The sequence below is a fragment of the Streptomyces sp. WMMB 322 genome, from assembly GCF_900090145.1.
Lineage (GTDB): Bacteria > Actinomycetota > Actinomycetes > Streptomycetales > Streptomycetaceae > Streptomyces.
Genome location: NZ_FMHI01000013.1, coordinates 65,106 through 85,327, shown reverse-complemented (window position 1 = coordinate 85,327; position 20,222 = coordinate 65,106). Strand labels below are relative to the sequence as shown.

The window sequence follows — 20,222 nt, the reverse complement described above, 5'->3', positions numbered from 1 at the left end:
ATATTCCGTACACCGCCGGCGCACGGAAGGCCGGGACTCAGTTCGTGACGTCCCCGGGGATGTGCGGCCGCAGGGCGCGGGTTGCCCGCCCGCATCCAGTCAACAGGGAATCGGCGGGCGCGTGAAAGCTCTTCACGGAAGAAACCGTCCCGAACGCGAGGGGACGGTCCGGCGAATTCCCGCGAATTCCCGGACGGTGAACTCGCTTTTCGCATCGAGGCTTTGTACGGCATGTCCTTCCATGTCCGCGCGAGCAGCCTTGTGTTGCGGGTGGCCGCGGCCGCCCGCGAGTCGCGGCCCACTCCCGCACCCGCACCCCGCGCCGGCACCGGCACCGGCACCGGCGGAAGCGTCCCCTCCGGCCCGGCCGCGTCACTAAAGACCGCCCGGCAGCGGTGCTTTCCGGCCGAGATGGGACGACCGGCAAGCACCCGGGGCGACATCTCCGCAGCTCAGGAACAAGTTTCCGGTTGAACGACAACCGATTTGCCCTACATGACGGACACAGGCGGGAGTCCCGGATATTCGCGTCGACCTGGACCTATGCCGCTCCGGTCACACTCCGCAGCTCATCGGTCGACTGAAAGTGATCGACCGATGTGCATTCTCGCCCGGCTTGCGTCAGAGTCCTGTCCGTCCGATATACGGGATCTCAACACGAGGAGTGTTCGATATGCGGTTCAGCGTCAAGGTTCTGGGGACGGCGGCGGCGGTCGCGGCTGGTTGCCTCGCAGGCCTCGGAGGCGGTGTCGCGCACGCGGACTCCGTCGGCGCGGACAGCGTCTACGCACCGTCGGCGCTCGTCCTGACCATCGGCAAGGGCCCGGACGCGGCGAACGCCGCCGTCCAGCGTGCCGTGGTGCTGAACTGCGCTCCGAAGCCCGGCGGCAGCCACCCCGTGGCCGCCCGGGCCTGCGCCGACGTGAACGCCGTGGGCGGCCGGTTCCAGGAGCTCGTGGCGTCGGGTACTCCCGGGATGTGCACGAGGATCTGGGACCCGGTCGTCGTCACCGCGGACGGCGTGTGGAAGGGACAGCGGGTGGCCTGGCAGCACACCTTCGCCAACTCGTGCACGCAGAAGGCGGGCGGGAGCCTCTTCGACTTCTGATCCGCGAAACCGGGGATCGGGCCGGGCGGATCCGATGGCGGCCGCCGCCGTCTGATCGGACCTCAGCTGCGGTGCGGTGAAAGGGAGTTCACCCTTGCGGTCACCCTCGCACCGCCAGGCCTGCCGGGGCCCGGCCACGGGCCCCGGCCGGAGTGCGGTCCGTGCCCGGTCCGCGGGGCCGGGCCGGGCCGGGTTCAGGCAGCGGGCTTGAGGGCGACGCCGGCCCAGATGGGGATGGTGGTCCCGTTCAGCACGCCCCGGTCGCCGGCTTCGATCCGGACCGGGCCGGGACGCCAGTGCTGCGGGGCGCTCAGGCCGGGGTCGACGAACTCCAGGCCGTCGAAGAAGCGCTCGGCCTCTTCCTTCGTGCGGGTGCGGACCGAGGACCCGGTGCCCTTGAAGTCCTCCTCTATCCTTCCGGCCCGCTCGTCGAAGTCCTTGGTGACGTGCGTGATCACCAGCGCGCTTCCCTCGGGCACCGCATCGAGCAGCGTGCGCACCATGCCGTACGCGTCGTAGCCGTCGGGCAGCCAGTGCAGCAGCAGGCCCAGCGTGATCGCGACGGGCTGCTGCAGATCGAGGGTGCCGTGCAGTTCCGGTGACGCGAGGATGCGCTCCGGTTCGGTCGCGTCGGCCTGGAGACAGGCGGTGGCGCCTTCCGGCGAACTGCTGTGCAGGGCACGGCAGTGGGTCAGCACGATCGGGTCGTTGTCCGCGTAGACGACGCGCGCCGAAGGGTCGAGGGACTGGGCGACCTCGTGCAGGTTGGGCGAGGTGGGGATTCCGGTGCCGATGTCCAGGAACTGGCGGATGCCCTCCTCCCGGACGAGGTGACGCGCCGCCCGGTGTATGAACGCCCGGTTCTCCTTGGCGCTCGCCACCGCCGAGGGGATGCTCTCGAGGATCTTCTCCGCCTGCTCACGGTCCGCCGCGTAGTTGGTCTTGCCTCCGAGGAGATAGTCGTAGACACGCGCGCCGTGCGGCCGGTCCACCTGCAGATCCACCGGAGGCTGCGGCTCCGTGTGCATCCACGGGGGCGTCTCTTCCATCGCGGCTCCTCGGTCACGCTCTGTGGTGCGTCCAACTCCCCGTGATACTAGTCACGTCGGGCCCCCGCGTGGGCGCCTCACGGAGAGGGGGAAGAGTCGCCCCGAGCGGGTGCCCAGGGTGTGCGCACGCGGTGGCGGCCGTGCCGGCCACAACCGCCGGGCGCCCGCTGCCCCGCCGGCGTGATCAGCGACACTGTTCGCCGTGCCGCCCGGCCGGGTAGGCACCCGTCGGCCTTCCCCCGTTCGTTCCGGCTGACCCGGCACGGAGAGAGATCCCAGTGACCACCCCTCGCCGGCTGCCCCCGCCACGGCGCGAGTTCACCGCTCCGAGGCACGTCTGGTATGCGGCCTTCGGCTCCAACATGCACCTCACCCGGCTCGGTTGCTACCTGCGCGGCGGCAGACCCGAGGGTGGACTCCGGGCGCAGCCCGGCTGCCGTGACCCGCGGCCCCCGGAGCGCGCGTTGCCCGTCATGCTTCCGGGCGAGCTGTACTTCGCGCTCGAGTCGCCGGTGTGGACGGGGGGTTCGGCGTTCTACGACCCCGCCGGCGAGGGACGCACCGCCGCCCGTGCCTGGCTCGTCACGGCCGGGCAGTTCTCCGACATCGCGGCGCAGGAGATGCGCCGCGAGCCCGGCACGGACCTGGATCTGCGGGAGGTCCTCTCCTGCGGCAGGGACGAGATGGGCCCGGGGCGGTACGAGACGCTGGTGTGTGCGGGCGTCATCGACGACCGTCCCGTTCTGACGTTCACCGCCCCCTGGCGACGCGAGAGCGTCGAGGGGAATCCGCCGGCCGGTGCCTATCTCCGGCATCTGGCGTCCGGACTGGCCGAGTCGCACGGCTGGTCGTCCGACCGCATCGCCGGATACCTCGCCACGCGCCGGGGGGCGGAGGGGCACTGGAGCCGGGAGGCTGTCGCCCGGCTCCTGGACTCGGCGCCGGACGACGTCGTACGGAGCTGACCGCCTGCCTCGGGAGACCGGCCGCGGTCGTCGACGGGCGATGGCGATGCTTCCCGGACGAGCGTGGACCTGCGGCGGACGGGTGCTCCGCCGGGCGGGACCGCAATCGCCACGAAAACTGCCGGGAACTGCCGCAAACCGGCCGGAAGTTGAGGGGCCCGGATCATGGCGCATACGTTCCGGTGACCGATGGGCGGCTGCGCCTCGCCGCCGCTGCTGCCGACTGGCCGGTTCTTGTCGCAGCGTGCCCGTTGTCCGCGCAGCCTCGCCGGGCATTTCTTTTCCGTCCCGGGGAGAACGCGTTCATGGTTTTGCGGCAGTCAAAGTTTCAGCGGGTCCTGCGATTCGCAATGCCATTGCTCGGTTCGCGGGTCACCGGTGCGGGGCGGAACGCCTGCACGCACCGACGTCGCGGGGCGTTGTCATCGCGGTGACGGCGAGCGGTCCGCGCACGGGCCCCGCAGTCACCGCAAGGCCGCCCGGAACGGGATCCCATGAAGCCACGCGCTCCGACGGCCGGGCCATGCCCCGTCACCTGCTGCGGAGTTGACGGCACCAGGCCACGGCCCCCCGTTGCGGGCTTGCGCCGTGCAGCCCCGGAGCGGACGGCTGCGCACCCGGGACGCGCTCCCCCGAGGCACGCTCCACGGTCGGGAAGAGGCCGGCTGTCGGGTGATGCGAAGGGTGCGACGCGGCCAGCAATTCACTGCCGCCCCATGGCAATTGAGACATGAGGCGGCAGCCGGGCACATGCGGTGAGGTGTGTGACGGAATCAGCCGAGCAGACCGTCGAGGTGGGGCAGGCTGTGGTCGAGGCGCTTCCGCTTGGCCAGCAGATAGCGGTGGTTTTCCTTGTTCGGCGGAATAAGCAGGGGTATGCGCTCGGCGATTGTTATGCCGTTTGCCTCGAGGGCGTCCCGCTTTCTGGGATTGTTCGACAGGAGACGTACGGACTCCACGCCCAGATCGTTGAGGATTTCGACGGCGATTGTGTAATCGCGGTCATCGACCGGAAGACCGAGGGCGAGATTGGCTTCGACCGTGTCGAGCCCCTCGGCCTGCTGAAGGTGCATGGCTTTCAGCTTCGCCAGCAGACCGATTCCCCGGCCCTCGTGGCCCTGGATGTAGACGAGGATGCCGGAACCGTCCGCGACCATCATCCGCATCGCCGTGCCCAGCTGGTCTCCGCACTCGCAGTGGTTCGACCCGAACACCTCGCCGGTCAGGCACTCCGAATGCACGCGGGTGAGTGCGCCGTGCGGCGCAATGTCGCCGTGCACGAGCGCGACTTGCTCCTGGTTGGTACGGCGGTCCATGTATCCGATGGCTCGGAATTCTCCATGGACCGTCGGCAGCCGGGCCTCCACCACCCTCTCGACAGCGGCGGTTTGCCGCGGGGAGCCGTTCACGGAGAGTTCCTGGTACGCCATGCGCCGAGCATACCCGCCGTTCACCTGCCCATCGGTTTTTTTAGAAGAATCCACAACCGGGTTGCGTGCAGGTGGAATTGATTGCAGAGAGCCGAGGGGAGTGTGTGCCTTACCGGGCATTTCGCCTTCCATCGCGCCGGATCAGCCTCCGTTCCCGCCAGTCGCGGGAGAGCCTCCGCCCCGCGGTGCCACGGCGAGTTCGAGGGCGCCTTCGGCGATGACGGGCAGCGTGCGCACATGCCACAGCCAGGCGATGTCCCGCCCGAAGGACCACACCAGAGCCGACAGCGCGCCGCCTGCCACGAATACCGCAACCGGTCCGGGCACCAGTCCGGATCCGGCCACAACCAGTGCGATGCCCTGGAGTGCTGCGACCGTTTTGCGGGCCCGGCTCGGCGGCAACGGACCGCGCAGCCACGGCAGTACCCGCTGTGCGGCGAGGAAGGCGTACCGGATGGCACCGATGGCCAGCACCCACATGCCCACGAACAGGCCGACGTAGACGCTGAGTACGAGTATCAGGAACGCGTCGACCTCCATGTCGAAGCGCGCTCCGAGCGGGGAGGCCGTCCCCGTGCGCCGGGCCACCTGCCCGTCCACCGCGTCGAGTACGAGCGCCGCACTGGCGATAACCGCGACGACCACCATGGAGGCCTCGCGTCCCTGGTCCGCCACGAGCGCGGCAGTCCCTCCGGCCAGGGCCGCCCTGCTCAGCGTCACCAGGTCCGCCGGCCCCAGCGAATCCTTTCCCGAACGCAGCAGGATGAAGCAGACGGTCGCGCCGCACGCCGTTCCGACGACCCAGCCCACCGGGCCGAGTCCGCTCACGCCCCACAGCACTCCCAGGAGCACCAACTGCCCGGCCATTCCGATCGAAATCTGCAATTTCAGCTGGTCAGTGGCCCGGTCGTCCTGCCTGTGCTGGTTGCCCATCACGCCTCCAGGAGCATATGGCGGAGTCGAAGGGGGCTGATTATGGTACGAGTGGCCTCTGAGATGTGAAGGCTTAGCAGTTGTCGCCATACCCGGAGGACACACAGATGGAGCGCACCGCCCACGCGTACTGGCTGCGCTCCCCTGGTTCGGGTGAGATCCGTACCGTGACCCTGGACCCGCCCGGGCCCGCCGAAGTCCTCGTCCGCACGCTCTATTCGGGCGTCAGCCGCGGAACGGAGACCCTCGTCTTCGACGGCCGGGTGCCGGAGAGCCAGTACGGGGTGATGCGGGCGCCCTTCCAGGAGGGCGAGTTCCCCGGGCCGGTGAAGTACGGGTACCTCAACGTCGGCGTCGTCGAAGAGTGCGGAGCGGACGCGGACCCCGGGTTGGCGGGCCGCACGGTCTTCTGCCTCTACCCCCACCAGACGCGGTACGTGGTACCGGCGGACGCCGTGACGCCCGTACCGGAGCCGGTGCCCGCGAGACGTGCGGTGCTCGCCGGAACCGTGGAGACGGCGGTGAACGCCGTGTGGGACGCCGCTCCTTCGCTGGGCGACCGGATCGCCGTCGTCGGTGCGGGAATGGTGGGCTCCTGCGTGGCCTCCGTCATCTCCCGGTTCCCCGCCGCACGCGTGGAGCTGATCGACGCCGATCCCGGACGGGAAGCCGTCGCCGAAGCGCTCGGCGTCCCCTTCGCCCTGCCCGCGGAAGCCACCGGGGAGTGCGACATCGTCGTGCACGCCAGCGCAACCCAGGAGGGGCTGACCCGGTCCCTCGAACTGCTCGCACCGGACGGGGAGATCATCGAACTCAGCTGGTACGGCGACCGCCGCATCAGCATCCCGCTGGGAGAGGCCTTCCACTCGCGCCGGCTCGCGCTGCGCAGCAGCCAGGTGGGCGCGCTGCCGCCGGCGCGCCGCGCCCGCCGCACGTTCGCCGACCGGATGGCACTCGCGCTGGATCTCCTCGCCGATCCCGCGCTGGAGGCGCTTGTCACCGGCGAATCCCGGTTCGCCGAACTGCCCGAGGTGATGCCGCGCATCGCGGACGGGCGGCTGCCGACCCTGTGCCACCTCATCACCTACGACGGCACCGACTCCGGCCGGACGCGGGCCGGCTGAACTCAATCCGCGGACCGGACACCAGGAACCGCCCGTACACGCACGTACGGGGACGCACAGGCACGTACAGGAAAGTGAGCCGATGTACAGCATCACCGTTCGTGACCACATGATGATCGCCCACAGCTTCCGTGGTGACGTCTTCGGCCCGGCACAGCGCCTGCACGGTGCCACGTTCGTCGTCGACGCCACGTTCCGGCGCTCCGAACTCGACTCCGACGGCATCGTCGTGGACATCGGCGCGGCCACGCAGGAACTCGGCTCCGTCCTCGCGGACCTCAACTACCGCAACCTCGACGAGGAACCCGACTTCGCCGGCGTCAACACCTCGACGGAGATGCTGGCCAGGGTCGTCGCCGACCGGATCGCCGGGAGGATCGAGGCGGGGGCGCTGGGTGAGGGCGCCCGCGGCCTGGAGGGGCTCGTCGTGACGCTGCACGAGTCGCATGTCGCGTGGGCGAGCTACGAGCGTTCGCTTTGAGCGCCGAGGGCGGCCCGTCCGCACGGCCCGTCCATGTGGTGATGCCCGGGGACGTCGGCGATCCGCGGTCCGTCAGCGGCGGCAACAACTACGACCTGCGCATCTGCCGGGAGCTGGTGGCGGCGGGAACGCCCGTGCACCAGCGGGTCGTCGGGGGGACGTGGCCGCGGCCCGGCAGGGCGGCGCGTGACGAACTCGGCGCTCTGCTGGCGGAGTTGCCCGACGGGGCGGTCGCACTGATCGACGGGCTGGTCGCCTGCGGCGTCCCCGACGTGGTCGTGCCGCATGCGGGCAGGCTGCGCCTTGCGGTGCTGGTGCACCTGCCACTCGCGGACGAGACGGGCCTCGGCCCCTCGGAGGCGGCGGAACTCGAGCACCTGGAGCGGCGGACCCTGCACGCCGCGGCCGCCGTCGTCGTGACCAGCGACTGGGCGGCGCGCGAGGTCGCCGCCCGGCACGGGCTGGAGGCGGCACGCGTCCACTCCGTACTGCCCGGCACCGACCCGGCACCGCTCGCGCGCGGCACGGACGGCGCCCCGCGGCTGCTGTGCGTCGCGGCACTCACGCCGCGCAAGGGCCAGGATCTGCTGGTCGACGCGCTCGGGGGCGTCCGCGGCCTTCCCTGGACCTGCGAGCTGACCGGCCCGCTGGACCGCGCCCCCGGGTTCGTCGCGGAGGTTCGCCGCCGCATCGCCGCCAACCGGCTGACGGGGCGGGTGCAGCTGACAGGTCCGCGGCAGGGCGGTGAACTCGCCGCCGCCTACGACTCCGCGGACCTCTTCGTGCTCGCGTCCCACACGGAGACCTACGGCATGGTGCTCACCGAGGCGCTGGCCCGTGGCATCCCGGTGCTCGCCACCGAGGCGGGTGCTGTTCCCCTCACCGTCGGCACCGCACCCGACGGGAGCGTTCCCGGCATTCTGGTCCCCCCGCGCGATTCCGCAGCTCTAACCGCTGCACTCCGTGGATGGCTGGAAGATCCAGGAATTCGTTCGCATCTGACAACATCCGCCCGCGGGCGACGCGCCAAGCTGCAAGGTTGGGCCGAAAGCTCTCGTCAGCTGGCCAGGGTGCTGGAGCGCCTTCGGCTCGAATAACGGAGTGGCGCTTGAACACTGTCGGCTCGCCCCGCTACGCCCCCGAGTGGCTCGCGCTGCGCGAGGGCGCGGACACCCGCGCCCGCTCCGAGCAACTCCTCGGTCCCCTGCGCGACTTCCTCGCGCAGACCACCGCGCCGGGCGGTCTGCTGACAGTCCACGACCTGGGGTGCGGCACGGGTTCGATGGGCCGCTGGCTCGCCTCCCGGCTGAACGGGCCGCAGCGCTGGTTCATGCACGACCGCGACCCGGCCCTGCTGGAGAACATCGCCGCGCGGATGCCTCGGGAGGCCGCGGACGGCAGCCCGCTCGAAGTGGTGCCGCAGCAGCGGGACATCACACGGCTCACCGGCGACGACCTGGCCGGCACCTCGCTGGTGACGGCTTCGGCCCTGCTGGACCTGCTGACCGCCGACGAACTGGAGTCGCTGGCGGCGAGCTGCGCATCGGCCGGCTGCGCGGTGCTGCTGGCCCTGTCCGTGGAAGGGCACGTGGAGATCGAGCCGTCCGATCCCCTGGACAAGGAGTTCGCCGCGGCCTTCGACGCCCATCAGCGCCGCACCGACGGCGGGCGCCGGCTGCTCGGACCGGACGCCGTCGAAGCGGCGACGGCCGCCTTCGAGCGCAACGGCGCCACCGTGCTCACGCACTCCAGCCCGTGGCGGCTCGGCCCCGACGACAGCGGGCTGACCGCGCAGTGGCTGCTGGGCTGGGTCGCGGCGGCGTGCGCGCAGGAACCGTCGCTGGAGGCCTCCAGCGAGGAGTACATGCGGCGCAGACTCGACGCGTGCGAGGCGGGTGCGCTGCGGGCCGTGGTCCACCACAGTGATCTGCTGGCGCTGCCCGCGAACCCGGCCGGGACCGCCGCGACATGAAGGGCACTCTCTGGCGCCGTCTGCGCGCCCCCGTAGCACTGATCATCCTCGGTGTGGTCGTCCACCGCCTGGGAACCTCCGCGCTGCTGGAGGCCCTTGACCGCATCGACGCACAGGCCGTCCTGATCACCTTCGTCCTCAGCGTCCCCGCGACCGTCTTCAGCGCGTGGCGGTGGCGCCTCGTGGCGGGCCGCCTCGGGATCAGCCTGCCGCTGCGCACTGCCGTGGCCGACTACTACCAGGCGCTGTTCCTCAACGCGACGCTGCCCTCGGGCGTACTGGGCGATGTGCACCGCGCCGTCCGCAACGGCCGCGAGGCCGGCGACGTCGGGCGGGGCGTGCGCGCGGTGATACTGGAGCGCACAGCGGGACAGGCCGTCATCGTGGCGGCGGGGGTCGTGGTGCTGGTGGCGGCGACCCCGCCCCTTCCGGTGCTGGACGCCCTCGAACTGCCGCTCGCCACGGCCGCTCTCGCGGTGGGCGTGGTGGCGGCCGTCGGCGGGGCGTTCCTCGCGGGACGGGGCGGGCGCGCCGCGAAGTGGCGGCGCGACCTCGGGGTCTTCCTCGCCGACGCGAGGACGGCGCTGTTCGCCCGCGCGAGCTGGCCGGGCGTGCTGGCCCTGTCCGTCCTCGCCCTGGCCGGGCACCTGGGGCTCTTCCTCGCCTCGGCGCGGGTGGCCGGGTCCTCCGCGCCGCTCACCGCTCTGGTGACGCCGCTGCTGATGGCACTGCTGGTGATGGCACTGCCCGTCAACGTCGGCGGGTGGGGCCCCCGCGAAGGCATGTGTGCGCTGGCGTTCGGCGCGGCAGGCCTGGGCGCGGCCCAGGGCCTGGCCTCGGCGGTGGTGTACGGGGCGCTGGCGCTGCTGTCCAGCCTGCCGGGGGCCGGCGTGCTGGCCTGCCGCCTCGTCGCGGCCCGGCGTTCACGCCGTGCCGTCGAGGAGGTCCAGGAGGTCGAGTTCGAAGAGCATGTCCGCGCCGAGGGGGAAGGCACGGGTCCGGGGCCGCAGGGCCTCCCCCATCCGTACGGGCCCTGGGAAGCGGAGCCCGGGTACGCCGTCTCCGAGGAGAACCGGCGCGACCGTGACGTACAGCCGGTGCAGCACTTCCGCCCGGAGGAACCCGGACACCGTCGCGCCGCCACCCTCGACAAGTATCCGGCCAAGGCCGCGGCGGGCAAGGGTCTCCAGTACTAGCCGCGGCTCGAACCCCGCCTCGCCGCAAGGGAGTTCGAGGACCTCCTCGTCCCCCCGCCCGGCCGCGGCGGAGCCGGCGCCCGCGCCGACGAGCCGCAGCGTCCGCGCCTGTCCGTCGGTGAAGACCCGCGCCCCCGGGCTCTCCTGGCCCGCTCTGCCGCGCGGGTCGAGGACCACGCGCACGGGGTTGGCGCCGGCGCAGGCACGCACCGTCAGCTGCGGGTCGTCGGCGATCGTGGTCCCCGCCCCGACGAGGACCGCGTCGCACAGGGCCCGCAGCCGGTGCAGATGGAGACGGTCCTCCTCCCCGGTGACGTAGTTCGAGTGGCCGGTGCGTGTGGCGATGAAGCCGTCGACGCTCTGGCCGAGCTGGGCGAAGGCGAAGGCCGAACCGCCCAGGCAGAGCGGCGTGTAGAGCGATGCGAGGGTGCCGGCCTCGCACGAGGCGGGCAGGCGCCAGCGCCATGCTCCGTCGTCGCTCCGCAGGAGCCCCGCCCGCTCGGCCTCCCGGGCCGTGCGTACGGCCAGCAGCTTCTTCCATGCCTCTTCGGCTCCCAGCACGGCACCGCCGTCGCCGCCGTCGCGGGACATGTGCGCCTGGGACCGGGCCCGCGCGGGCCGGTCCGCCGCCGTCACCGCGACTCCAGGACGCGCAGATGACCGGCGAAGGCGGCGGTGAGTGCCGTGAGCACCGCGTCGCCCTTGCGTTCCGTGGCGAGGGAGGGCCTGCCGACCACGCCGGAGGCGGTGTAGGGGCCGAGCCCGAGTGTGTGCAGGTGCCTGCGGTCGTCGCTGATCAGGTCCGCCTTCTCGTATCCCTCGCGCACGCAGTCGGGCCGGGTGTGCAGCAGGATCGACGTCTCCAGTTCACCGGCGTGCATGTCGCTGCGCGCGGGGGTCTCGATGCCGGCCTCGGCGGAGGCCTCCTCCCAGTCCGCGGCGACGGGGAAGAGCGCCATGCGGTGCCCCTCGGCGGTGGCCTCCTGAACGATGTTGCGCAGCACGTAGTTGCCGCCGTGGCCGTTCACCAGCACCAGGCCGGGCACGCCCGAGCGCCGCAGCGAATGCGCGATGTCGCGTACGACGGCGCCGAGGGTGCCGGCCGTGATGCTGACGGTGCCCGGCCAGCTCGAGTGCTCCTGCGAGCAGGAGACCGTCAGCGGCGGAAGCGGCTGCACCGGGTATGCGGCGGCGACGCGTTCGGCCACGGAGCAGGCGATGAGCGTGTCCGTCGACAGGGGCAGATACGGCCCGTGCTGTTCATGGCTGCCGACGGGCAGAACAGCCACCGTGGCCTTGCGGTCGGCCGCGTCGCCGGTGGTCTCCGTCGGGAGCACGCGGACGGCGTGGGCGGGGGTGTCCATGGGTGGTCGTTTCCTCCGGTGCGGTGCGCCGGGCGCGGCGCCGCCCGGGAGCGGCGCGCGACGGCTGGTCGTGCGCCGCGATCACGCTTCCACAGAATCCGCACAGCCACCAGTCCGGGTGGCGGGCCGCTGCGGTGGCTGCCGCTCAGCCCGTCCGGTCGGGTACGACCGGGACGCGCCTGGTCATCAACCGCACGTGCTGCGGACCGAGTTCGGAGACGCTTGTGACACCGAGCAGCTTCATGGTGCGCTCGATCTCGGCGGACAGGATGCCGATGGCATGGGCCACTCCCGCTTCGCCTCCGGCCATGAGGCCGTAGAGATAGGCGCGGCCGACGAGCGCGAAGTCCGCTCCCAGGGCCAGCGCCGCCACGATGTCGCCGCCGTTCATGATCCCCGTGTCCAGCATGACGGTGCCCCGCTCCCCCACCGCCTCGGCGATGCCGGGCAGCAGGTGCAGCGGGACGGGCGCCCGGTCGAGCTGGCGGCCGCCGTGGTTGGAGACGATCACGCCGTCCGCGCCGTGCGCCATGACGGTCTCGGCGTCACGCACGGTCTGGATGCCCTTCACGAGGATCGGGCCGTCCCACACCTCCCGTATCCAGTCCAGGTCGTCGAAGGTGACGGTCGGGTCGTAGAGCTTGCCGACCAGCTCGGTCAGGGCGCCGTGGCCGTCCTTGTCGAAGGCGAAGGTGTAGGGCTCGGTGGTCAGGAAGTTCAGCCACCACTCCCACCGGTACGAGGCGTCGAGGAACGTCCGGAGCGTCAGCTGGGGCGGGATCGTCATGCCGTTGCGCAGGTCGCGGACACGGTTGCCGTTGACGGGCACGTCGACGGTGACGATGAGCGCCTCGTAGCCCGCTGCCCTGGCGTTCGCCACGAGTTCGCGCGAGAGGTCGCGGTCCCGCCACAGGTAGAGCTGGAACCACTTGCGGGCCGACGGCGCCGTCTCGGCGACCTGCTCGATCGAGGTGGTGCCCACCGTCGACAGCGCGTACGGGATCCCCGCCCGCCCGGCCGCCGCGACGACGGCCCTCTCGCCCGCGGAGTGCATCATGCGCGTGAAGCCGGTGGGCGCCAGGCCGAAGGGCAGCCGGGAGCGTCCGCCGAGCACCGTCGTGGAGGTGTCCGCGCTCTCGACGTTGCGCAGCACTCCCGGCCTGAACTCCAGGTCCTCGAAGGCCTCCCGGGCCCGGCGCACCCCGACTTCGCCGTCGGCGGCGCCGTCGGTGTAGTCGAACGGGCCCGCCGGGGTGCGGCGCTTCGCGATGCGCCGCAGGTCCCAGATGGTGTGGGCGCCGGCGAGCCTGCGCTCCACGGCACCGCGGTGCCGGGTCTTCAGCTTCAGCAGGGGCGCCAGGTCCTTGGGGCGCGGGAGTCGCCGTTCGAGTCGGGTCATGTGGCTGCTCTCCGTGTGGTGCCGGTGGTGCTGTTGCCGGTGGTGCTGTTGCCGGTGGTGCTGTTGCCGCCCGCGGCGGATGCCGCGGCTGTCTGTGAACTGCACGCGTCCTCGATGCCGCCGCGGGCGGAGCCCGCCGTGGTGTCCTCGTCGTCGAGCAGCAGGACCACCTTGCCCGGCACGGCCGGATCGGCGGCGGTCTCCATGGCCTCGACCGCGTCACGCAGCGGGAAGGTGCGGGTGATGACCGCCTCCGCACGGCCGGAGGCGGCGAGCATGGCCAGGGCGGTGCCGAGTTCGTGCTCGAAGCGGAAGGTGCCGCGCACTTCGATCTCCTTCGCGACGACGGGACCGAAGGGGATCCTGACCGACCCCGCGGGCGCGGAACCCAGCTGGACCATCACGCCCCGTCTGCGGATCGCGCCCATCACGGCAGCGGGCGCGGAGGGGGCACCCGACGCCTCGACGACGACGTCGAAGTGCTCGGCGGGGAGCGTGTCCCGGCCCGCCAGGACTGTGGTGGAGGCCCCGGCACGCTCGGCGATGCGCAGCTGCGGTTCGCGGATGTCGCACGCCCACACCTCCTCGGCGCCCCGGTCCGCGGCGGCTCCCGCCGTCAGCGCCCCGATCGGGCCGGCGCCGTTGACGAGGACGCGGGCACCGGCGAGATCGCCCGCCCGGCGAAGGGCGTGCAACGCCACAGCGAGGGGTTCCGCCAGTACGGCTCTGGAGAGGGGCAGTTGCGCCGGCAGGACATAGAGCCGGCCGGACGGGACGGCCAGTTGCCCGGCGAAGCCGCCCTGCGTGTGGGGGAATGCGGCCGCGGACCCCAAGTACCGTGTCTCGCGGCAGACTTGGGGATGACCCTCGCGGCACTCCTGGCACCTCCCGCAACAGGTGCCGGGGTGGACGGCCACGGGAGTCCCGGGGCGGAGCCGCCCCGCCGGGTCCTCGGCGACGCGTCCCACGACTTCGTGGCCGAGGGCGAGCGGCTCACGCACCGCGAAGGCGCCCACCGCGCCCTCGCGGTAGTAGTGCAGGTCCGAGCCGCAGATGCCGCCGTGCGTCATCGCCACCAGCACCTCGCCCGGCTGCGGAACGGGAGCGGGACGGTCCTCGACCCGCAGGTCGCCCGCACCGTGCACGACCACCGTCCGCACCACACCCCTCCTTCGCTCCGTCCTGCGCGGCTTCGCCGCATCCCCTCCGCGTGGGTCCTGCTCCCCCGTCCGCGACCGCCCCTGCCGTCCATGGCCCGCGCCGACCGCGGCCCCTGCTCCGTGCGCCGGCTCCGCCTGCCCGCTGCCGGTGCCGGTGCCGGTGCCGGGCGGGACCGGCTGCTTCGCAAGTACGGCCTGACTGCCGGTACTGCCTGCCTGCCGGTACTGCCTGCCGACCGTCCTCTGCCGTCTACGGGCTCTGCGTACCCCGACCTCGCCCGGTGTCCCCTCCCGGCGACGTCGCGCCCGCCGGTGTCGCATGCGCAGCCGGGGCCGGCGGTGCGGGCGCCCCCGGAGGCGGGCCGCCGCCGCACACCGCGCCGAGGGCCGCGGCCGGTCCCCCGGTCTCCACGAGGGCCAGCAGTTCGGCGACCCGGTCCACGAACTCGCCCTGTTCTGCGATGTGCCGGCCCAGTACCGCCTGGTCGCACAGGGACGCCCGCGCCAGGCTCCGGGCGCGCTGTGCGCTGCCGCCGGCGAGGCCGGTCCGCCCGGCCAGTGCTCGTATCCGCTCGCCGTTCGGGTCCACCGGCACTCCGGTACGCCCGGCGTCCAGCTGCTCCGGGTACGCGGTGCAGCGCAGCCATGCGGCGACGGTCAGGGCGAGCGCGGCCGGAACCCGGCCACGTTCCAGGTGCCACAGGGCGGCGCCGGGCACACGCTGGGCGAGCTTCAGCGACCCGTCGGCGCCGACCTGCGTGGTGCGGTGTGCCAGCCGGCGGTTCGCGAACCGCTCGCCCAACTGCTCGCGGTAGGCGGCCACATCGAAGCCGTCGGGAAGCGTGAGCGTGGGCTCGTACTCGTCGCCGAGCAGGCGCACCGCACGGGCGATCGCCGGGTCGACGGCGGCGTCGGCGATGAGGGAGCGGCCGGTCAGCAGTCCCAGGTAGGCCAGGAGCGAGTGGCTGCCGTTCAGCAGCCGCACCTTGACCGTCTCGTAGTCGTGCACACGGTCCGTCATGACCGCACCGGCGCTGTCCCAGGCGGGCCGTCCGGCGGCGAAGCGGTCGCGCATCACCCACATCCAGAACGGCTCGGCGGGCACCGGAACCTCGTCGTGGTGGCCCGCTTCGGCGGCCAGGCGTCTGTGGACGTCCGTCGTCGCGGGTACGATGCGGTCCACCATGGTGTCCGGGCAGGTCACCGACTCGTCGAGGTAGCCGAGGAGTTCGGCCCCGTCCTGGAGCGGCAGGGCGGCGGCGAAGTCGCGCAGCAGCCCCGCCAGGGTGGTGCCGTTGGCTGTGACGTTGTCGCAGCTGAGCAGCGTCACCGGAGCGCCGGACTCGCGTGCGCGGCGCAGCAGTCCGGCGGCGAGCCGCCCGATCGTGCTGCGGGGCGCGGCTCCCCCGTCGAGGTCTCCGCGGATCCCAGGCGCGTCCAGGTCGAGACGACGGGTGAGGGGACTGATGTCGTACCCCTTCTCGGTGACCGTCAGCGACACGACGCGGGTGCGCGGATCGGCGACCTCCCGCGTCACCCGGTGCGGTTCGTCCGCGGCGACGAACGCGTCGGTGACGCTTGCCACTTGGCGTACGGAGGTCTGCTCGGGGCCGAGCGTGACCACGCTGTAGCGCATCCGCTGACGGTGCAGTGCCTCGACGACGTTGCGGCTGCTGCCGGCGACGCCGGTGATCTCCCAGCGTTGCCCGGAGAGCCCGGCGTCCTCCGTGCACAGCGCCTGGTGGGCACGGTGGAAGTTGCCCAGGCCCAGGTGCAGGATGCGGGGCGCACCGCCCTGTGCGCTCAAGAGCCCTCCCCCGCCGGGGACTTCGGTGACCGGCCGGTTCGGCCGCCGGCGTCCCTCCCGTGTCCGGCCCGGACGCGCCCGGCCCGGACGTGCCCGGCCCGGACGTGTCCGGCGGCGACGTGCGGGAGGTGTCGTACCTCCTCCTGCGCGGTCATGCCCCTCCTCGACCTCTGCCGCATCGCAAATTCCGGCTCCCGGAATGGGATTCCGTGATCTAGAATCCTGCCGCAACCTATGGAGAGTCCCTGGTGGTGTCAATGCCTTCTGCCGGCCCGGCTTCGTCCGACTCCCCTGTCAGCGGCGGGGACTTCCCACGTCCTGCCTCCGGCGGGCAGGCCCCCTCGGGCGACGGGGCCGCCCCGCGACGGCTGCTCCGGCTGATCGACGCGCTCTGCTCGGCCCAGGCCCCCGTCCCGCTCGCCGCCCTCGCCGCCTCCGCGGGCCTGTCGAAACCGACCGCGCACAGGTTGCTGCGTGTGCTCACCGGAGAGGGGTGGGCCGTCGCCCACGAGGGCGGCAACTACAGCATCGGTCCCGCCGTGCGCGCCCTGGGCGCCGCCATCACCGGTTCGGGAAGCCGCGACAGCATCGAGCGAGTGATCGTCGAGCTCCAGAAAGAGGTACGCCAGACCGTCCATGTGGGGGTGCGCAGCGGCGACCGCATCATCTACACGCACAAGGTCGAGGGGGACCAGCCGTTCGCAATGGCCTCACGGGTGGGCATGTACCAGCCGCTGCACTCCACGGCGATCGGGAAGTGCATCCTGTCCGGCCTGGACGCCGGGGCGCTGGACGCGCTGGTCGGGCGCGCGGGCCTCGGACGCCGCACCGACGCCACGATCACCACGCGGGCCGCCCTGGACGAGGAGCTCGCGCGCGTGCGGGAGGGGGGCTTCGCACTGGACGAGGAGGAGAACGAGGCCAACGTGCGGTGCATCGCCGTCCCCCTGCACACCACGGGCCGGCAGGTGGCCGGCGCCGTCAGCATCTCGACGGTGACCTTCGTGGTGGCACGCGAGGAGGTGCTGGCGCTGCGCGGAGCGCTGACGCGGACGGCGCACCGGCTGGAGCCGCTCTTCGGCAGCTGAGTCCCGACAGCTGAGTCCCGACAGGGGAACGATGTGTCCGGCGGCCCCCTGGAGCGGGTACACATCGCAACCCGGCCCGGTTCCCACGGGCGGGCTGTGACCACCGATCCGGCTGCTTGCGGAGGCCCCCCATGACCCCGTCCGAGACGAATACGGAGAAGGCCGTGTGGCGGGAGCGCGGCGCCCCGCTCCTCGCCCCGTCGGGCAGCGGGCCGCTGAACGGCCTCCGCCTCGCGGTGAAGGACGTCTACGCGATCGCCGGGCAGCGCGTCGGCGCGGGCAATCCCGACTTCCTCGACGAAGCGGGACCGGAGACCACGCACGCATGGGCCGTCGGCGCGCTCCTAGACGCCGGTGCCGAGATCACCGGCATCGCCCAGACCGACGAGCTGACCTACAGCCTCGACGGCACCAACCCCCACTACGGCACCCCTCCCAACCCCCAGGCTCCCGACCGCATTCCGGGCGGTTCCTCCAGCGGCCCGGCCGCCGCCGTCGCACTCCGCGAGGCGGACGCCGGGCTCGGCACCGACACCGCCGGTTCGATCCGCGTACCGTCCTCCTACTGCGGCCTGTACGGCATGCGCCCCACCCACGGCGCCGTTCCCGTCACGGGAATGCTGCCGCTTGCCCCCGACTTCGACACCGTCGCCTGGCTCGCACACGACGCCTCGACGCTCGCCCGGGTCGGCGACGTGCTGCTGCCCGCACCGGACGGGGCGCAGGACCCGGGCCCCTTCCGCACCCTGCTCGTCTCGCCCGACCTCGCCGCCCCGGCCGAGCCGCGGGTGCGCGAGGCGTACGCGTCGGCCGCCGCAGGGCTGGCGGTCCGGCTCGGACTGGGCAGGCAGGAGTGGGCCTTCGGCGGTGACCCGGAGGAGCGTGCGACCGACTTCTCCGTCGCCCAGGCCGTGCAGGTGTGGGAGAGCGACGGGGAGTGGGTCGCCGCGCACCCCGGCTCGCTGGGTCCGGAGGTGGCGCGCCGCTTCTCCTGGGCGTCCGGGATCGGCAGGGAACGCGCGGCACGGGCACGCGAGGCCGTGAGGACGACGGCCCGCGCGCTGCGTGCGGCCCTCTCCCCCGGGACGGTGCTGGCGCTGCCTGCGGCGCCCGGTCCGGCCCCCATGAGGGATTCGGGCACGGAGGAGCGCGACGCGGTAAGGAGCGCCGCCCTTCAGCTCACCTGTCTGGCGTCGGGGGCCGGACTGCCGTCCCTGGTGCTTCCCCGCATGACGGCCGGGGGGCTGCCCGTCGGGCTCTGCCTGATCGCGCGCCCCGGCAGCGACCGGGCGCTGCTGGACCTCGCGGTCGCCGAGAGCCGCCGGTGATCCGGTGAGCGGCCCGGTGCGGCGCACCGCCCGGCGGCCTTCCGCACCACGGCCGGGCACGCGGGGGCGGACCCCGCGGTGACGCCGGTGCCCGGGCCTACGGCGTCAGGGGCACCGCTTCCGCGCCGTCCATGGCCTCCCGGCGCAGTTCGACCTTGCGCACCTTGCCGCTGACCGTCATGGGGAACTCCGTCATGACGCGCAAGTAGCGCGGGATCTTGTAGTGCGCCAGCCGGCCCTCGCAGAACGCGGCGATCTCCTCCCGTGAGGGCGGGTCGCCGGCCTCGTTCGGGATGACGCAGGCCAGGATCTCCTCGCCGAACCGTTCGTCGGGCACGCCGACCACCTGCACGTCGGAGACCTTTGGGTGGGTGTAGAGGAACTCCTCGATCTCGCGCGGGTAGATGTTCTCCCCGCCACGGATGATCATGTCCTTGATGCGTCCCGTGATGGCCACGTACCCGTCCTCGCGCATCACCGCGAGGTCGCCGGTGTGCATCCAGCGGCTCGGGTCGATGACCTGATCGGTCTGCTCCCGGTCCTCCCAGTACCCGAGCATCACCGAGTAACCGCGGGTGCACAGCTCGCCCGGCTCGCCGCGCGGAAGCGTCACGCCGGTGTCCGGGTCGACGACCTTCACCTCCAGGTGCGGGAGGACCCGCCCGACGGTCTCCGTGCGCCGCTCCACGTCGTCGTCGGTGCGCGTCTGGGTGGAGACCGGTGACGTCTCGGTCATGCCGTAGCAGATCGCCACCTCCTCCATGTGCATCTCGGCGACGACCCGCTTCATGACCTCGACGGGGCACGGCGAGCCGGCCATGATCCCGGTACGGAGCGAGCCGAGGTCGTAGGCCGCGAAATCGGGCAGTCCGAGCTCGGCGATGAACATCGTGGGCACCCCGTACAGGGAGGTGCACCGCTCCTCCTGCACCGCCTGCAGCGTGGCGGCCGGCTCGAAGCTGGGGGCGGGGATGACGACGCAGGCACCGTGGCTGGTGGCGGCGAGGTTGCCCATCACCATGCCGAAGCAGTGGTAGAAGGGCACCGGCAGGCACACCCTGTCCTGCTCGGTGTAGCCCAGCAACTCGCCGACGAAGTAACCGTTGTTGAGGATGTTGTGGTGCGAGAGGGTCGCACCTTTCGGGAAGCCCGTCGTCCCCGACGTGTACTGGATGTTCACCGGGTCGTCACAGCTCAACTTCGCTTCCGCGGCATGCAGTTGATCCTCGGTGATCTCTTTGCCGGCGTTGAAGAGCACTTCCCAGTAGGGGGTGCCGATGTGGACGGTCTCCAGCAACTGCGGGCATTCGCGGGCCACATCACGTGCCATGGCGCGGTAGTCGCTGGTCTTGTACTCGGTGGACGCGACAAGCAGGCGCACCCCCGACTGACGCAGTACATAGGCCAGTTCATGTGTACGGTACGCCGGGTTGATGTTGACCATCACGGCACCGATGCGCGCCGTCGCGTACTGGATCAGCAGCCACTCCGGGCAGTTGACGGCCCAGATGCCCACCCGGTCGCCCTTGCCGATGCCGCGCGCCAGCAGCCCTCGCGCGAGCTGGTCGACATCGGCGACGAACTGCGCGTACGTCCAACGCCTGCCCTCACCGACGTCGACGAGGACCTCACGGTCGGGGTACGCGGCAGCGTTCCGGTCGAGGTTGCTGCCGATCGTCTCACCGAGCAGCGGCGTGCTGGCGGTCCCGCTCGCGTACGAGAGCGCCGTGGATTCTGCGTTCACCGGGACCTCCTCGTCCTTGAGCCATCGCCTTAGCATCGTGTGTGAGTGATCTGCGCCTCACCACCCCCGAACGG

Annotated in this window: 17 protein-coding genes and 1 pseudogene; 9 read left to right on the top strand and 9 right to left on the bottom strand. The window is 72.1% G+C overall.

The window, feature by feature from the left end:
• Positions 1 to 673: 673 nt before the first annotated feature.
• Positions 674 to 1,108 carry a subtilase-type protease inhibitor gene (locus tag H180DRAFT_RS20160; RefSeq protein WP_055487495.1) on the top strand — a complete coding sequence of 145 codons (435 nt, stop codon included), beginning with the start codon at positions 674 to 676 and terminating at the stop codon, positions 1,106 to 1,108.
• A gap of 194 nt (positions 1,109 to 1,302) precedes the next feature.
• Here the strand turns inward: H180DRAFT_RS20160 and H180DRAFT_RS20155 are convergent, their stop codons facing one another.
• The gene (locus H180DRAFT_RS20155; protein ID WP_055487494.1) at positions 1,303 to 2,157 is read right to left on the bottom strand and encodes an SAM-dependent methyltransferase; all 855 of its coding nucleotides are present in this window, start codon (positions 2,155 to 2,157) and stop codon (positions 1,303 to 1,305) included.
• Positions 2,158 to 2,435: 278 nt separating this feature from the next.
• Between H180DRAFT_RS20155 and H180DRAFT_RS20150 the strand changes: the two genes are divergently transcribed.
• A complete protein-coding gene (locus H180DRAFT_RS20150) occupies positions 2,436 to 3,122 on the top strand; it encodes a histone deacetylase (RefSeq protein WP_254666094.1) in 687 nt (228 codons plus the stop codon).
• 773 nt (positions 3,123 to 3,895) lie between these two features.
• On the opposite strand, the gene ribA is transcribed toward H180DRAFT_RS20150, so the two are convergent.
• Both ribA and H180DRAFT_RS20140 read right to left on the bottom strand, forming a co-directional pair.
• Positions 3,896 to 4,552 carry a GTP cyclohydrolase II gene (gene ribA / locus H180DRAFT_RS20145; RefSeq protein ID WP_055487493.1) on the bottom strand — a complete coding sequence of 219 codons (657 nt, stop codon included), beginning with the start codon at positions 4,550 to 4,552 and terminating at the stop codon, positions 3,896 to 3,898.
• Between the two features lie 141 nt (positions 4,553 to 4,693).
• Positions 4,694 to 5,485 carry a CDP-alcohol phosphatidyltransferase family protein gene (locus H180DRAFT_RS20140; RefSeq protein ID WP_055487492.1) on the bottom strand — a complete coding sequence of 264 codons (792 nt, stop codon included), beginning with the start codon at positions 5,483 to 5,485 and terminating at the stop codon, positions 4,694 to 4,696.
• A gap of 107 nt (positions 5,486 to 5,592) precedes the next feature.
• On the opposite strand from H180DRAFT_RS20140, the gene H180DRAFT_RS20135 reads away from it, so the two are divergent.
• The 5 genes and pseudogenes from H180DRAFT_RS20135 to H180DRAFT_RS20115 form a co-directional block, all read left to right on the top strand.
• Positions 5,593 to 6,609, top strand: coding sequence for a zinc-dependent alcohol dehydrogenase (locus H180DRAFT_RS20135; RefSeq protein ID WP_055487491.1), 1,017 nt, complete (start codon positions 5,593 to 5,595; stop codon positions 6,607 to 6,609).
• Between the two features lie 82 nt (positions 6,610 to 6,691).
• Positions 6,692 to 7,090, top strand: a complete 399-nt coding sequence (locus H180DRAFT_RS20130; RefSeq protein ID WP_055487490.1) for a 6-pyruvoyl trahydropterin synthase family protein — start codon at positions 6,692 to 6,694, stop codon at positions 7,088 to 7,090.
• 41 nt (positions 7,091 to 7,131) lie between these two features.
• Positions 7,132 to 8,187: a glycosyltransferase family 4 protein gene (locus H180DRAFT_RS20125; RefSeq protein WP_079100259.1), complete on the top strand. Its 1,056-nt coding sequence runs from the start codon at positions 7,132 to 7,134 to the stop codon at positions 8,185 to 8,187.
• Positions 8,188 to 8,198: 11 nt separating this feature from the next.
• A complete protein-coding gene (locus H180DRAFT_RS20120; RefSeq protein WP_055487488.1) occupies positions 8,199 to 9,062 on the top strand; it encodes a class I SAM-dependent methyltransferase in 864 nt (287 codons plus the stop codon).
• Positions 9,059 to 9,880, top strand: a pseudogene (locus H180DRAFT_RS20115) (lysylphosphatidylglycerol synthase transmembrane domain-containing protein); the annotation flags it as partial. The gene H180DRAFT_RS20120 and the pseudogene H180DRAFT_RS20115, both read left to right, overlap by 4 nt.
• Before the next feature lie 105 nt (positions 9,881 to 9,985).
• Here the strand turns inward: H180DRAFT_RS20115 and H180DRAFT_RS20110 are convergent.
• From H180DRAFT_RS20110 to H180DRAFT_RS20090, 5 genes are all read right to left on the bottom strand, one after another.
• Complete coding sequence (locus H180DRAFT_RS20110) at positions 9,986 to 10,894, bottom strand: RibD family protein (protein ID WP_055487487.1); 909 nt, start codon at positions 10,892 to 10,894, stop codon at positions 9,986 to 9,988.
• The gene (locus H180DRAFT_RS20105; RefSeq protein WP_055487486.1) at positions 10,891 to 11,622 is read right to left on the bottom strand and encodes a creatininase family protein; all 732 of its coding nucleotides are present in this window, start codon (positions 11,620 to 11,622) and stop codon (positions 10,891 to 10,893) included. Before H180DRAFT_RS20105 ends, H180DRAFT_RS20110 begins: the two co-directional genes overlap by 4 nt.
• Before the next feature lie 145 nt (positions 11,623 to 11,767).
• Positions 11,768 to 13,021: an alpha-hydroxy acid oxidase gene (locus tag H180DRAFT_RS20100; protein WP_055487485.1), complete on the bottom strand. Its 1,254-nt coding sequence runs from the start codon at positions 13,019 to 13,021 to the stop codon at positions 11,768 to 11,770.
• Entirely contained in the window at positions 13,018 to 14,184 is a 1,167-nt protein-coding gene (locus H180DRAFT_RS20095; RefSeq protein WP_074466888.1) for an L-idonate 5-dehydrogenase, read from the bottom strand. Before H180DRAFT_RS20095 ends, H180DRAFT_RS20100 begins: the two co-directional genes overlap by 4 nt.
• A gap of 247 nt (positions 14,185 to 14,431) precedes the next feature.
• A complete protein-coding gene (locus H180DRAFT_RS20090; RefSeq protein WP_055487484.1) occupies positions 14,432 to 15,988 on the bottom strand; it encodes a mannitol dehydrogenase family protein in 1,557 nt (518 codons plus the stop codon).
• 257 nt (positions 15,989 to 16,245) lie between these two features.
• Between H180DRAFT_RS20090 and H180DRAFT_RS20085 the strand changes: the two genes are divergently transcribed.
• Entirely contained in the window at positions 16,246 to 17,076 is an 831-nt protein-coding gene (locus H180DRAFT_RS20085) for an IclR family transcriptional regulator (protein WP_055487483.1), read from the top strand.
• Between the two features lie 131 nt (positions 17,077 to 17,207).
• Positions 17,208 to 18,404, top strand: a complete 1,197-nt coding sequence (locus H180DRAFT_RS20080; protein WP_055487482.1) for an amidase — start codon at positions 17,208 to 17,210, stop codon at positions 18,402 to 18,404.
• Positions 18,405 to 18,501: 97 nt separating this feature from the next.
• On the opposite strand, the gene H180DRAFT_RS20075 is transcribed toward H180DRAFT_RS20080, so the two are convergent.
• Positions 18,502 to 20,148, bottom strand: a complete 1,647-nt coding sequence (locus tag H180DRAFT_RS20075; RefSeq protein ID WP_254666093.1) for an AMP-binding protein — start codon at positions 20,146 to 20,148, stop codon at positions 18,502 to 18,504.
• Positions 20,149 to 20,222: the final 74 nt, after the last annotated feature.